The organism is Paucimonas lemoignei, assembly GCF_004342585.1.
GTDB classification, from domain to species: Bacteria; Pseudomonadota; Gammaproteobacteria; order Burkholderiales; family Burkholderiaceae_D; genus Paucimonas; species Paucimonas lemoignei.
In genome coordinates this window covers 690,496-703,985 of sequence record NZ_SLZQ01000001.1, presented here as the reverse complement: position 1 = coordinate 703,985, position 13,490 = coordinate 690,496, and the positions used below count along the sequence as shown (strand labels likewise).

At 58.2% G+C, this 13,490-nt stretch carries 12 protein-coding genes and 2 tRNA genes; 8 read left to right on the top strand and 6 right to left on the bottom strand.

Features of this window, described 5'->3' with window-relative positions:
* The first annotated feature begins 40 nt into the window (after positions 1-40).
* From glmM to EDC30_RS02995, 7 genes are all read left to right on the top strand, one after another.
* Entirely contained in the window at positions 41-1,375 is a 1,335-nt protein-coding gene (gene glmM / locus EDC30_RS03025) for a phosphoglucosamine mutase (protein ID WP_132257118.1), read from the top strand.
* Positions 1,376-1,436: 61 nt separating this feature from the next.
* Positions 1,437-1,513 (top strand) — tRNA-Pro (locus EDC30_RS03020).
* A gap of 52 nt (positions 1,514-1,565) precedes the next feature.
* A tRNA-Arg gene (locus tag EDC30_RS03015) sits at positions 1,566-1,642 on the top strand.
* Positions 1,643-1,886: 244 nt separating this feature from the next.
* Entirely contained in the window at positions 1,887-2,192 is a 306-nt protein-coding gene (locus EDC30_RS03010; protein WP_132257116.1) for a DUF485 domain-containing protein, read from the top strand.
* Positions 2,193-2,194: 2 nt separating this feature from the next.
* A complete protein-coding gene (locus tag EDC30_RS03005; RefSeq protein ID WP_132257259.1) occupies positions 2,195-3,856 on the top strand; it encodes a cation acetate symporter in 1,662 nt (553 codons plus the stop codon).
* A 71-nt stretch (positions 3,857-3,927) separates the two neighbouring features.
* Positions 3,928-5,448: a 3'-5' exonuclease gene (locus EDC30_RS03000; RefSeq protein WP_132257114.1), complete on the top strand. Its 1,521-nt coding sequence runs from the start codon at positions 3,928-3,930 to the stop codon at positions 5,446-5,448.
* A 26-nt stretch (positions 5,449-5,474) separates the two neighbouring features.
* Positions 5,475-6,575 (top strand): DUF294 nucleotidyltransferase-like domain-containing protein, encoded by a 1,101-nt coding sequence (locus EDC30_RS02995; RefSeq protein WP_132257112.1) that lies wholly within the window; start codon positions 5,475-5,477, stop codon positions 6,573-6,575.
* A gap of 64 nt (positions 6,576-6,639) precedes the next feature.
* On the opposite strand, the gene hpaR is transcribed toward EDC30_RS02995, so the two are convergent.
* The gene (hpaR, locus tag EDC30_RS02990; protein WP_132257110.1) at positions 6,640-7,146 is read right to left on the bottom strand and encodes a homoprotocatechuate degradation operon regulator HpaR; all 507 of its coding nucleotides are present in this window, start codon (positions 7,144-7,146) and stop codon (positions 6,640-6,642) included.
* A gap of 182 nt (positions 7,147-7,328) precedes the next feature.
* On the opposite strand from hpaR, the gene EDC30_RS02985 reads away from it, so the two are divergent.
* Positions 7,329-8,858: an acetyl-CoA hydrolase/transferase family protein gene (locus tag EDC30_RS02985; RefSeq protein ID WP_132257108.1), complete on the top strand. Its 1,530-nt coding sequence runs from the start codon at positions 7,329-7,331 to the stop codon at positions 8,856-8,858.
* A gap of 69 nt (positions 8,859-8,927) precedes the next feature.
* On the opposite strand, the gene EDC30_RS02980 is transcribed toward EDC30_RS02985, so the two are convergent.
* From EDC30_RS02980 to EDC30_RS02960, 5 genes are all read right to left on the bottom strand, one after another.
* On the bottom strand, positions 8,928-10,277 hold the full coding sequence (locus tag EDC30_RS02980; protein WP_132257106.1) for an erythromycin esterase family protein: 1,350 nt from the start codon (positions 10,275-10,277) through the stop codon (positions 8,928-8,930).
* Between the two features lie 51 nt (positions 10,278-10,328).
* A complete protein-coding gene (locus EDC30_RS19400; RefSeq protein WP_165973705.1) occupies positions 10,329-11,510 on the bottom strand; it encodes an SRPBCC family protein in 1,182 nt (393 codons plus the stop codon).
* A gap of 42 nt (positions 11,511-11,552) precedes the next feature.
* Positions 11,553-12,194 carry a phosphoribosyltransferase gene (locus EDC30_RS02970; protein WP_341539858.1) on the bottom strand — a complete coding sequence of 214 codons (642 nt, stop codon included), beginning with the start codon at positions 12,192-12,194 and terminating at the stop codon, positions 11,553-11,555.
* 206 nt (positions 12,195-12,400) lie between these two features.
* Entirely contained in the window at positions 12,401-12,874 is a 474-nt protein-coding gene (locus EDC30_RS02965; RefSeq protein ID WP_132257102.1) for a YbhB/YbcL family Raf kinase inhibitor-like protein, read from the bottom strand.
* 149 nt (positions 12,875-13,023) lie between these two features.
* Positions 13,024-13,467 carry a DUF4124 domain-containing protein gene (locus EDC30_RS02960; RefSeq protein WP_132257100.1) on the bottom strand — a complete coding sequence of 148 codons (444 nt, stop codon included), beginning with the start codon at positions 13,465-13,467 and terminating at the stop codon, positions 13,024-13,026.
* Positions 13,468-13,490 lie beyond the last annotated feature (23 nt).

Genomic DNA, 13,490 nt, shown 5'->3' with positions numbered 1-13,490 from the left:
AAAATAATGTAAACAAGTTCGAACAAACGGGAATACAAAAATGTCACGCAAATATTTTGGCACCGATGGCGTACGCGGCCGTGTAGGCGAATTGCCGATCACTCCTGGTTTCGTCATGCGCCTCGGTTATGCCGCCGGCAAGGTGCTGGCACAGGGGGAGGTCGGCAAGAAAACCGTCCTGATCGGCAAAGACACGCGGATTTCCGGCTACATGCTGGAAGCTGCTCTTGAAGCTGGATTTTCCGCCGCCGGTGTCGATGTCATGCTGGCCGGTCCGGTGCCGACGCCTGCGGTCGCCTATCTGACACGCGCCTTGCGGCTTTCGGCTGGGGTGGTCATTTCGGCGTCGCATAATCCTTATCACGACAACGGCATCAAGTTCTTTTCTTCGCAGGGCAACAAGCTGCCGGATGCAACGGAGGCGGCAATCGAAGAAGCGCTGGAAACGCCGATTGACTGCGTGCCATCCGAAAAGCTTGGCAAAGCCAAGCGCCTGGACGATGCGCAGGGCCGTTATATCGAATTTTGCAAGAGCACGTTCCCGAACGAACTGGATTTGCGCGGCATGAAAATCGTGGTCGATTGCGCGCATGGCGCCGCATATCACATCGCACCGCATGTTTTCCATGAGCTGGGTGCCGAAGTGATCGCCATCGGTAATCAGCCGAATGGCTTGAACATCAACGACGGCGTCGGTGCGACCGCGCCGCAAGCCCTTTCTGAAGCAGTCAAGGAGCATCAGGCCGATCTCGGCATCGCGCTCGATGGCGACGCGGACCGTCTGATCATGGTCGACGGCGAGGGCCGTATCTATAACGGCGATGAGTTGCTCTACGTGATGGTCAAGGATCGCATGGCCAATGGCGGCTTGCAGGGCGCGGTCGGCACCCTGATGACCAACATGGCACTGGAAGTGGCATGCAAGGAAATGGGAATCGGTTTTGCCCGCGCCAAGGTTGGCGACCGTTACGTGCTGGAAGTCTTGCAGGAGCGCGGATGGCTGGTTGGCGGTGAAGGTTCGGGTCACTTGCTGTTCCTTGACAAGCACACCACGGGCGACGGCATCATCTCGGCATTGCAAGTCCTGTCAGCCTTGTGCCGCAGCGGTAAAACGCTGAAGGAGGCAACAGCAGGGATTTCGATGTTCCCGCAAACGCTCATCAACGTCAAAGTGACGCCCGGCTTCGACTGGCAAAAAAATGCGGCCGTGATGGAAGAGAAGAGCATTGCCGAGCGCGAGTTGGGCGAGTCGGGCCGCGTGCTGATTCGGGCATCGGGAACGGAGCCCCTGTTGCGGGTGATGGTTGAAGCGAGAAATGCCAAGGTGGCGGAGACGCTGGCACGCCGGCTGGCGGACAAGGTCCAGGCTGCCTGAATCGATTAAGTGAATAATGAGTTTGACCCGCTGGTAATGCCCTTGTATAATTGCCAGTCCTCGGAGTGTAGCGCAGCCCGGTAGCGCACCTGCTTTGGGAGCAGGGGGTCCAAGGTTCGAATCCTTGTACTCCGACCAGTAATACCCGAACGCGGGCTGTCCCAGGACAGCCCGTTTTCATTTCAAGCCACTGCCCATAGCTCAGCTGGATAGAGCAACGGCCTTCTAAGCCGTAGGTCGCAGGTTCGACTCCTGCTGGGCAGGCCATCCAGTCCTTCTTCCTGTCTTCGACTCTTCTTTTTTGCGTCATATTGACTGCAGTATGTGGCTGCCAGAGTCAATTCTCTTGTTTGTCCAATATCAATTAATGCGCTTGGCCTGTTGCGAATTTGTCGATGCTTGCCAGTAGTATGTAGTTACAAATGTCGGCTCTTGTGCCTGTGCATTGCACTGTAATGGTTAATGTTCAGGCCTGGCCATCAGGAAAAACACAATAATCTGGAGGCAGGCAATGGAAGAAGATCTCGTTCGAAGAATCGTATCCAATCCCCGTTATCAAAAGCTCGTCGCCGTTCGTTCAGGCTTCGGCTGGACACTGGCCGTGCTCATGCTGATCGTCTATTACGGATACATTCTGCTGATCGCTTTTGACAAGGAACTGCTTGCCCGAAAGATTGGAGAGGGTGTCATGACATGGGGAATTCCCATTGGTCTGTTCGTCATCATATTTACCATTGTTGTTACCGGGATTTACGTTTGGCGCGCCAATAGCGAATTCGACGAGCTGGCTGCAACCATCCGCAAGGAGGTGATGTGATGATGCGCCTTCCTTTCGTGTTCGGCTCTTTGCTCCTGCTGGCAACCGCAGGCAGTGCCCTTGCCGCGGGCGGTGATTTAGGCCAGGCAACCAAGCAGGCAACCAACTGGACGGCAATCATCATGTTTGCCGTGTTCGTGGTACTGACCCTGTTCATCACCAAGTGGGCAGCAGCCAGGACCAAATCTGCCGCCGACTTTTATACTGCCGGCGGCGGCATCACCGGTTTCCAGAATGGCCTGGCGATTGCCGGCGATTACATGTCGGCTGCATCCTTCCTCGGCATTTCCGCTGCCGTGTATGCCAATGGTTATGACGGTTTGATCTATTCGATCGGCTTCCTGGTCGGCTGGCCGGTACTGACATTCCTGCTTGCGGAACGCTTGCGTAACCTCGGCCGCTTTACCTTTGCCGACGTCGCGGCTTACCGCTTTCAGCAAACGCCGATCCGCGTATTTGCCGCATCCGGTACGCTGGTGGTGGTGTTGTTTTACCTGATCGCGCAGATGGTCGGCGCGGGCCAGCTCATCAAGCTCTTGTTCGGACTGGAGTACTGGGTTGCCGTGGTCATCGTCGGTGCGCTGATGATGATTTACGTGCTCTTTGGCGGCATGACTGCCACCACCTGGGTGCAGATCATCAAGGCGATCTTGCTGCTGGCAGGGGCGACGTTCATGGTCATCATGGTGCTGTGGCAGTTTAACTTCAGTCCGGAACGCCTGTTTGCCAAAGCCGTGGAAGTGCACGCCAAGAAGGATGCCATCATGGGACCGGGCGGCTTCATCAAGGATCCGATCTCGGCGATTTCCTTTGGCATGGCGCTGATGTTCGGCACCGCTGGCTTGCCGCATATCCTGATGCGCTTTTTTACCGTGCCGAGCGCCAAGGAAGCGCGCAAGTCGGTGTTCTGGGCCACCACCTGGATCGGTTACTTCTATATTCTGACCTTCATCATCGGCTTCGGCGCGATCGTGCTGGTCAGCACCAACCCGGTATTCAAGGATGCGGCGGGCAAGCTCCTTGGCGGCGACAATATGTCGGCGGTGCACCTTGCCAATGCCGTGGGCGGCAATATTTTCCTCGGCTTTATCTCGGCCGTGGCCTTTGCCACCATCCTGGCCGTGGTCGCTGGTCTGACCTTGTCAGGAGCGTCGGCCGTGTCGCACGACCTGTATTCCACCGTGTTCAAGCATGGCAAGGCCAGCAGCGCGGACGAATTGCGGGTGTCGAAGATGACCACCGTGGCGCTGGGCATCGTTGCCGTAATCCTGGGGATTGTGTTTGAAAAGCAGAACATCGCCTTCATGGTGTCGCTGGCATTCGCGGTTGCGGCTTCGGCCAACTTCCCGGTGTTGTTCCTGTCCGTGCTGTGGAAGAATTGCACCACGCGCGGCGCGACCATCGGCGGCTTCATCGGTCTGATCACCGCCGTGGTGCTGACGATTCTATCGAAGTCGGTATGGGTGGACGTGCTGCACAATGAAAAAGCGATCTTCCCCTATACGTCGCCGGCATTGTTTTCGATGATTGCAGGCTTCGTCGGCATCTGGCTGTTCTCGATCCTGGACAATAGCGAACGTGCTCGTCTTGATCGGGCTGGTTACGAGGCGCAGCGTGTGCGTTCCGAAACCGGCATCGGCGCTGCCGCTGCTTCGGGTCACTGACAAGCGACGGATGCGAGACGACAGGGCAAGCGATACGGTTGGCATTACATCCTAGTGAAAAGCGGGGTACTATGCCTGCGAGGAAGTTCACCGGATATCGTTTCGCCCTGTTGCTGAGCTTGTTGTGCGCGCTGCAGCTAGCGGTAATAGCGGCGGTATGGCTGATTGCCGGAAGCAGGACGCAACCGCCGCAACGCTGGGGCATGCTGGCAGCCTTGGCAGTTGCGACCATCACCATATTGAGCGTCGGCCTGAAGTACTTGCTTGCTGCTTATTGGACCTCGCTATCCCGCCTAACTGAAGAACTGGCACTGCTGCCGGCGAACCCCGCTCATCGCATTGCGCCACTGGGCGCGCAATCACTTCAAGATCTCATTGATAAAATCAACGGATTTGCTTGTGCTTACCAAGCTTTGGAAGCCGACAGTCAGGCCAGAATAGCGTGTGCCAATCATGCGCTGACAGAAGAAAGAAATCGCCTTGCCGCATTGATTGCCGATCTGGCCTCCGGCGTCCTTGTCTGTAACCTGGATGGCCGCATCCTGCTGTACAACCGTCGTGCCAGGCAACTGCTGGAGCGCCATGTTGCGGAGCCTTCGCTGCCTGCCGCGCCAGTTGGGCTGGGCCGCTCACTGTACGGCATGATTGAACGGGCATCGGTAATGCAGGCGCTCGAACAGGTCCGGCACCAGCTGGAAGCAGTGAACCAGCCACACACAGACGAAGACCCGCCGCAAGCTTCTGCAAGCTTTGTCATTATTCTTGCCGGGGGAAGGGCATTGCGGGTGCGCTTGTCGCCAGTGCTTGATGAGTCCAGGGCGCTGGACGGGTTTGTATTGGTATTGGATGAAATCGGTGAAGAGGAGACAGGGCGCTTCGAAGCCAGAACGACCATCGACCGTTCATCAGTCATGCGCGCGAAAACGACTGAACGCCCGATTTTCTATGATTTCGATCTGTTCAAGCAGACAGGACTGGAGCAAAGCCTTGCTACGCAATCGCTTGCGCAACTCAGCTATACCGCATTCGATAGCGAGACCACGGGCTTGAATCCGGCAGAGGGCGACGAGATCGTTGCCATCGGCGCGGTACGCATTGTCAATGGCCGCTTGCTCCTGCAGGAATATTTCGACTGCCTGATACGGCCCCGCTGTGCCATCAGCGAGGCGTCGGTCGCGATCCACGGCATTACCGAGACGATGCTGAAGGATCAACCGCGCAGCGAAGTGGTGTTGCCGCAGTTTGCCCGTTTTGCGGAGGATACGGTGCTGGTGGCGCACAATGCGGCATTCGATCTGCGCTTTTTGCAAATGCAGGAAGAGCAAACCGGAATCAGGTTGCGGCAACCGGTGCTCGATACGCTGCTCTTGTCGCAGGTGCTCCATCCGAACCAGACGGAGCATAGCCTGGAAGCGATTGCCGGCCGGATGGGCGTGGAAATCGTCGGGCGCCATACGGCACTGGGCGATGCCATCGTTACCGGGGAAGTGTTTTTGCGCATGCTGCCGTTATTGGCTGAAAAGGGGATTCGCACCCTCGGGCAGGCGCATGAGGCCGAGCGGCAGACCAGGTATGCACGACTTCGGTATTGATTTGCAGTGAGGCGGAGATAGCGGCGATGGAGGAATTGGACTTTGAAGCTGCTTTCGGCGAATACCAGGCGGCTGCTCGTTTCTTTTCCGGCGAGATTACGCAAATACGTCAGGCTCTCGCTGTCGCGCAAGATGAAGCGGCGATGCCGGCGATTGGCGTCAATATCAGAAAGCTGGTGCACCAGGCGCTTGACCTGGCGCCGGCTGAAGTTTTGACGAGGCTGATCTCGACGCTGAACGACGCGCTCACTTGCCGCGTAATTGAATTGGCCTGCGCGCGGTTTCAAATCGACTCCTCCGACTGGTGCTGGATTGCGCTCGGCAGCGAGGGAAGGAAGGAACAAACTTTTTCAAGCGATCAGGATAACGGAATCATTTTTGCCGAAGGCTGTAATGCCGATGCGCAGCGCGCCAGGTTCCTGCCGTTGGCGCTCCACATCAATCATGTGCTGGCCGACTGCGGGTTCACTCTCTGCCGCGGCAACATCATGGCAAGCAATCCTGAGTGCTGCCTGGGCTTGCACGAGTGGCGCGGCCGTTTCGCCGACTGGATATTTGAAAGCGATGCGCAGGCGCTGCTTAACGCCAGCATCTTCTTCGATTTCCGGCCGCTGTATGGCAAGCATGAACCGGCGTCATTGCTGGCGGAATGGCTGGCGGCTAACTCGCGCGATAATCCGGGTTTTTTGTTAAGGATGGCGGCCAATGCCTTGCGCCGCGGCGTGCCTCTTGGCTTCCTGCACAACATCGTGGTGGACAGGCATGGCGATTTCGCCGGAACGATCGACCTCAAGCTGCAGGCCGCGACACTTTTTGTGGATGCGGCGCGCGTGCTTGGTCTCGCCTGCGGCAGCTTTGCGCGTAACACGGCCGACCGCCTACGACACGCTGCGGCTGCGCGGCTCATCGAACAGGATGAAGCCGAATCATGGATAGGAGCTTTCTATTTCATTGAAAGGCTGCGTCTCAAATGCCAGCATGCCAGCGAATTACGCGGCGAGAGCATGCATAACCACATCGATCCCGTAGCATTGGATGAGAGCGAACGGCACGCCTTGCTGGATGCGTTAGGGCAGGCGAAAGCGCTGCAGAAGCGGCTGGCGCAAAGCTATCCCGGCAGCGCTTAGTCGGCAATTGGCATTGGGAGTTGAGGCAGAGATGAGAACTGGATGGACAATATAGAGTATAAGTTCATGCCTTGCGTCGCTTTGCCGATGCCGGAGTCGCATCTTCCTTCAGTGCCGGAGGCTGCTTCGCCGTAGTCGGCAGCTGCGCATCCGCCTCGATGAAACTTTCCAATACCCTGAAAAGCTCATCAAACGCTTTCTTACCGAACGCCTCTTCCAGCTCGCGGTAGCGCGCGTCGATCAAGGGGGCGATTTCCGTAATCAGCTTGTCGCCTTTCGCCGCCAGGCGGACCATGACACGCCGCTGGTCTTCCTGTACGCGATTGCGCTTGATCAGGCCGACTTCTTCCATGCGTGCCAGCACGCCAGCCATGCTCGGACTGAGGATCTGGCACATCTCGCAGATTTCGCGGGGCTCCAATTGCCCGTATTCGTCGAGAACACGCAAGATGCGCCATTGTTGTTCCGTCACGCCGAAGCTGTTCAGAGTGGGCCGGAAGTTCGACATGAGGCGGTCGCGCGCCTTGAGTAAAAGTAGCGGCAGGTTGCGAGAGGTGATGCGGGGCTGCATGGGAACTCCTTGGTATTTTTGTCAGATTGTAGACCATCCAGCCTATATTTCTTGACTCGTTAAGATATTAGTGATTAATATTACTAATATAGTAGTGAGTGATCTCTACTCAGAAGCGAAAAGAGCGCAGGGCCGCAGGCGCCGGTATCGAAATGCCAATGAATCGAAAAGAGGACACAAGCATGTCAGATCAGCTGAAACAAAGAATTCGTATTCCGCGCTTGCGCGACAAGATCACCGACGCTGCCACTGCGGCCAAGTGGATTAAAAATGGCACGACTATCGGCATGAGCGGCTTTACCCGTGCCGGCGATGCCAAGGTAGTGCCGCTGGCCTTGGCCGACCGTGCGCGCCATGAGCCCTTGAAAGTCACCTTGCTTACCGGCGCTTCGCTCGGCGGCGACGCGGAACGGCAATTGACCGAGGCGGGTGCGCTGGTGCGCCGCATGCCTTTCCAGGGCGATCCGACCCTGCGCGCGGCAATCAACCGCGGCGAAGTGATGTACGTCGATCAGCACCTGTCCGAAACCGTGGAATTCCTCCGCAGCGGCCAGATTGCGCCGATCGATGTCGCCATCGTCGAGGCCGTGGCAATCACTGAAACAGGCGGCATCGTGCCGACGACTTCGGTAGGCAACAGCGCCAGTTTTGCCATTCTGGCCGACAAGGTCATCGTGGAAATCAACCTGGCACATTCCCTGGACCTGGAAGGCGTGCATGACATCTTTATTCCGAAGCGGCGTCCATTGCGCGAACCTGCGCCGGTATTGAAGGCATCAGACCGTGTCGGCATGACGGCCATTGACATTCCGCCGGAAAAAATCGTCGCCATCGTCATCACTGACCGGTCGGACAGCACGTCGCCGAATTTGCCGCCAGATGAAGAAACCGCTGCCATTGCCGCTCACCTGGTGAAGTTCTTCATGAACGAGGTCAAAGCCGGACGCCTGTCGGAAAGTCTCATGCCGCTGCAGGCTGGCATCGGCACGATCGCCAATGCCGTGATGTCGGGCTTGATCGATAGCCCGTTCAAGCACCTGACCATGTATTCGGAAGTGCTGCAGGATTCGACATTTGAATTGATGGATGCCGGCAAGATGGATTTCGCTTCCGGCTCGTCGATCACGCTATCGCCGCGCAAGGCTGCGGATGTGTTCAGTAATTTCACTAAATACAAGGATCGCCTGGTGTTGCGTCCCCAGGAAATCAGCAATTATCCGGAAATCATTCGCCGCCTGGGCATCATCGCGGTTAATACCGCGCTGGAAGCCGACATTTACGGCAACGTCAACTCCACGCATGTCATGGGCTCGAACATGATGAACGGTATCGGCGGCTCGGGCGATTTTGCGCGCAATGCCTATCTGTCGGTATTCGCCACCAAATCGGTAGCAAAGGGCGGCAAGATTTCCAGCATCGTTCCCATGGTGGCCCATTGCGACCATGCTTCGCAGGATGTCGACATTCTCGTCACGGAGATCGGCCTCGCCGACCTGCGCGGCCTGGCGCCACGGGAAAGGGCGCAAGCCATCATCAACAATTGCGTGGCTGAACCGTATCGTCAGATGCTGAAGGATTACGTAGCCGAAGCCAATGCGCGCGGCGGCCAGACACCGCACGTGCTGGAGAAGGCATTGTCGTGGCATGTGCGCTTCCAGCAGACTGGCAGCATGCTGCCGGAGGCGGAAGTAACGACGATCAAGGTTGCCTAAGCAGCACGGATTCATACCAGACAAGAAGGCGTGGAAATCCGCGCCTTTTTTCATGTTCTGATACTGAATCTATGTACCCTCCGGATAAGTCTCCGGCGCTTCGCCGGCATGCCAGCCGCCGGTCGGTTCCAGCGGGACGACGGCGCGCGTCTCATCGAAATGCAGGATGGCGTCGAATTGCCGGGGCAAACGCGTATAGAAGTAATGGCTGTGCCGCTCCGTCTGCGGCCGGTAGATCACGCCGATGGCGCGTTGCAGATGCGGTTCAGATAACGCCAGCACGGCGCGATTGGTGCTCTTTAGCGGCAACAGGAAGCGCTCGATGCCACTGTGGTGGAATGCCGATTCGATGCTCCCTGAAAGTGCAGGGCGCACGCGCTTGCGCTCAGCAGGGGCGTCCCAGTCGGATGCGGCGGTGACAGTGCCGTGATGAGTCGAGAAGCCGATCAGCACGGCATCGTCGCCATAGGCTTCACGGGCCAGCTGCCCAAGTGTCCATTCTCCCTGCTGGCCCACTTCGGTGGCGCGGGCGTCGCCGATGTGCGAATTGTGTTCCCACACGACGATATGGGCAGGCTTGCCTGTGGTGTGCGACAAATGTTGAGAAAGGGCGTCGAGCGTGTCGGCCATATGGCGGTCGCGCAAATTCCAGGATGAGACCCGGCCACGGAACATGGTGCGATAGTATTCCTCGGCATTCACCACCAGGCGGGCGTTCTGTTGCGCATAAAAATAGGCTTCGGCGGCATCGCTTTCCTCACGCCGGACATAGTCGAAAGCGCGATCCTGCAGTTGATGAAGCTGCGCAATGACCTGATCTTCGCAGGACGCCGCCGCCTCGACGCTGGCGCTGTATCCATAGCGCTGGCTGTCGCGGTCATAATGGTCGAAACAGGCATAGCGCTTGCGGGCTTGCAGCGCCGCCTCGGGGTCCACGCGCTGCATATAGCGCAGCACTTCCGAGATCGAAGTGAAGAGGCTGTACAGGTCCAGGCCGTAGAAGCCTACCCGCGTTGCGCCGGAAGGCTGCTTGCGGTTCCAGTCATGCAGCCAGTCGACGAATTCCACCACATCTTGGTTGCGCCACATCCAGGTTGGGAAGCGCTTGAAGCCGCTCAGCGCGGCATCGCTGTCGCGATCTTCGCCGTTGCCGCGCACGTAGCGGTTGACGCGATAGGCATCCGGCCAGTCGGCTTCGACCGCCACTGCCGTGAAGCCATGCTCGGCAATCAGGCGCTGGGTGATGCGGGCGCGTTCGCGGTAGAACTCGTGCGTGCCATGGCTGGCTTCTCCCAGCAGCACGAAGCGGGCATTGCCGATCAATTGCAGCAGCGGATCGTATTCCGCCGCCGCGCCGCGCAGTGGTATTGCCGAAGCCGCAACCGCATCGGTAATGCGGGTATCAATATGAGGGGACATGATGCATCGTCCTGTATAAATTGCGGTCTGCCGGCAAGAAGCGGCGGGGCGTCAATGCAATAGCTGCCCGCCCTCAGGCCGTGTCGACCCGGTTGCATGGTGCGGCACGACGCCGCTTTCGATAAAACTTTTCATCCGTATCAAGTCTTTTTCCAGCTCGCGCTCGAATCCCTTGAACAGCGCAATGTCAGCCGCGCTCGGCGCGGCGCCTGCTTTCGGTGGCATGCTCAGGCTTAGCCTTACCTGCGTGCCGCGCCTGGTGGGCTCGAGCGTCACGCTTCCGGCAAGCCGGAATGTCGTGTCGTCTTCGCTTTGCCATGCCAGCATGACCGGGCGTTCGCGCTTGCTCCAGGCGACATTCGCTTCCAGCTTGGCATTCGCCGATTCCTGTAGCACCCAGCGAGAGCGCCGGTTATCCACGGAAGTGGCGGTCAGCAGCTTGGCAAAGAAATGGGGGAAATTATCGAAGTCGCTCCAGGCATCGAACACGACCTCGGGCGAAGCCAGCACCTCGATCGAGCGTTCCAGGTGGCTGCGCATGGATTCATGACGGACCGGCAGATGCTGCGGCGAATGCTGGTCATCGTGGCGTAACGCAATCAAGGCCCGCCCCAGCACCGCCAGTCCGGCTCCCGCCAGAAGCAGGCCGCCTGGACTGCGGCGCGTCAGCCCGAATGCGCCAAGGATTCCACCGGCGCCGGCCATCGCCTTCAATGCCGGGTTCCAGCTTGGCTGGCTGGGCGTCTGATGGTGGCCCTGGAGCGACGGTACGCCGATAGGACTGGCGTATGCGCTCAGGCGGTCTTCAATCATTGTCACGCCGGGCACCTTGTAGGCTTCGGCCAGCAATATTTCCCGTTCGTCGGCGAGGATCGCGCCGCTGAATACCACGTGGCCGCCGTTGGCCGTCACCGTAATGGCATGCGGATGCGATACCAGTCGGCCCATCAGCGTGCGCAGACGGGCGCACAGCACCTGTTCGCTGGGAGGAGGTCCGCTGCCTTCCAGCGCATTCCGGAACTTCGCCCGCATTCCCTCGATCCGGTTGCCGATATCGCGCATTTTCGCGTCGCGGGTATCGAGCGCATCGAGGCCCAGGCTATACAGCTTGTCGCGCAACAGCGCACGCCTGCGCCTGCCTTGTCTCGGATCGGAGAAATACATGGCCGCAGCACCGACGGCTGCGCCAGCCAACCACATTGCCAATCCACTCGCGGCTTTTTCTTTTTCCATGCTGTGCTCCTTGTTGTTGATATGGCAGAACCTTTCGTGTGCTTATTGATCCGATGTGCCTGCACTGCGCCCGGCACGCGAACGTTCGACTTGGGCAAGCAAATCGATGACTTCCTCATCGCTGGTCTGGTCGAAATGCTCGTACCACAGGCCGACGGCGCGAAACGCTTCCGGGCTCAGGAGGCAGACGATCTCATCTGCCTGGGTACGCAGGCTTTGCAGCGTCTCGGGAGGGGAAACCGGTACCGCGACGATGACGTGCGCCGGGTTTTCGGCTTTCACTGCCTGGAGCGCGACCTGCATGCTGGCGCCGGTGGCGAGGCCGTCGTCGACCAGGATGACAGTGCGCCCCTGCAGCCTGGGCGCCGGACGGCTTCCGCGATAAAGCTGCTCGCGCCTGATGAGTTCGGCCGATTCGTTGCGGGTTACGTCATCAATGGCTGCCTTTGATATGCCCAGGGTATCGACGACGTCCTGATGCAAGACCTTCCAGCCGCCGCTGGCGATGGCGCCCATGGCATATTCTTCATGTCCCGGCACTCCCAGCTTGCGGACCAGAAGGATATCGAGCGGCACATCAAGCGCCTGAGCAATGGCAAAGGCAACCGGTACGCCGCCTCTCGGCAAGGCCAGCACGATGACATCGTTTCGTTGCGAATAAGAAGTAAGGCGTTGCGCCAGCAAGGCTCCCGCCTCGCTTCGATTTTTAAATCGATGCAAGAGAACCATAGGCTTTCAATTTCCCCATCGGCATCATCATTACTGTCTTTGCCGGCCGCAGGAAACTCGCAATCCACTTGCAGTCCTGCACGTCCACCGTTTTTGTATCTGTTGGACTATGCTTCTGCAAGATAGGTCGCTAATATGCAAAATTTTTATGAACGCTGGTTTTATGAACGCTGGTAAAGCCCGATCAGATGAGCTTGTTCGATGACATGACCCTCCATGGCTTTTTCAAGATGTTGCTTGTCAGGCGTAGGCAATTCGGGCAGTTCGATATCGAGCGCGTACAGCTTGAAAAAATAGCGGTGACGTCCGATAGGCGGACAGGGACCGCCATAGCCGTTGCGATGCCAGTCATTCGTGCCAAGCTTTGTGCCTTTGGGTAAATTGTGCGATGTGACGGCCTCTGCCAGTTCGCCGGATTGCGGCGGCAGGTTGTATAGGACCCAATGCACCCATGTACGCTGCGGTGCGGCCGGGTCGGGAGCGTCGGGGTCGTCGACAATCAATCCCAGGCTTTTGGCGTTGGGTGGCACGCCGCTCCATGACAATGCAGGGGAGATGTCCTGGCCATCACAGGTATGGCGCGATGGCATATCCGTACCGTCGCGGAAAGCGCTGGATACAAGGGAGAGTGACATGGCTTGGGTGGCAGCAGGTCAATCGGATACTGCTGCAGATTATTACAATCCCATTGGACCTTCATGCGTGGAGCCGGTTGCCGCATTCGTGCCAGCCCTTGCCGGATTCTGAGCTGGCTCAAATCCGCGGTTTTCTTCGGCATGGCATATTAACCGCATTCCAGTTGATAGGCTTCCGCTGCGCGTCGAGCGGTCAATCGTGCGCGCTCGGCGTTTTTGCCGACAGCTTTCGCGGCATCTTCCTCGCGCCATTTTTGTTTCTGCGCCAGCCGAGCGCATGTCTTTTTCTTCGCGGCGTTTGCACGGGCGAATTTCATCGCCTCCTTGTCCTGTTGCGCCTCGCGACGATGGCGCTCCTGCTCAAGGCGTCGCGCTTCTTCTTTTTGATGGGCAAGGCGAGAGTCGCCTGTTTCATGCACCACGCTGAGCGTATTCTCTGAGGAATCGATGACCACCGACTTGCCGCCCTGGCATGGCGTATCGCTGTAGGTCACGGATTTGGTTCCGCTGCCTGCTTTTCCCTGCTCACACTTGTACACGGCCATCGCGGAGAGAGGAAAAACGAGCATCGCAACACAGATCAGCAGGCGCATGGCACAGGCTCCTTGGTCGAGGA

Bases quoted from the DNA above. Each gene is read 5' to 3' on its own strand.
- glmM (WP_132257118.1), top strand. From the start codon at position 41: ATGTCACGCAAATATTTTGGCACCGATGGCGTACGCGGCCGTGTAGGC.
- EDC30_RS03010 (WP_132257116.1), top strand. From the start codon at position 1,887: ATGGAAGAAGATCTCGTTCGAAGAATCGTATCCAATCCCCGTTATCAA.
- EDC30_RS03005 (WP_132257259.1), top strand. From the start codon at position 2,195: ATGCGCCTTCCTTTCGTGTTCGGCTCTTTGCTCCTGCTGGCAACCGCA.
- EDC30_RS03000 (WP_132257114.1), top strand. From the start codon at position 3,928: ATGCCTGCGAGGAAGTTCACCGGATATCGTTTCGCCCTGTTGCTGAGC.
- EDC30_RS02995 (WP_132257112.1), top strand. From the start codon at position 5,475: ATGGAGGAATTGGACTTTGAAGCTGCTTTCGGCGAATACCAGGCGGCT.
- hpaR (WP_132257110.1), bottom strand. From the start codon at position 7,146: ATGCAGCCCCGCATCACCTCTCGCAACCTGCCGCTACTTTTACTCAAG.
- EDC30_RS02985 (WP_132257108.1), top strand. From the start codon at position 7,329: ATGTCAGATCAGCTGAAACAAAGAATTCGTATTCCGCGCTTGCGCGAC.
- EDC30_RS02980 (WP_132257106.1), bottom strand. From the start codon at position 10,277: ATGTCCCCTCATATTGATACCCGCATTACCGATGCGGTTGCGGCTTCG.
- EDC30_RS19400 (WP_165973705.1), bottom strand. From the start codon at position 11,510: ATGGAAAAAGAAAAAGCCGCGAGTGGATTGGCAATGTGGTTGGCTGGC.
- EDC30_RS02965 (WP_132257102.1), bottom strand. From the start codon at position 12,874: ATGTCACTCTCCCTTGTATCCAGCGCTTTCCGCGACGGTACGGATATG.
- EDC30_RS02960 (WP_132257100.1), bottom strand. From the start codon at position 13,467: ATGCGCCTGCTGATCTGTGTTGCGATGCTCGTTTTTCCTCTCTCCGCG.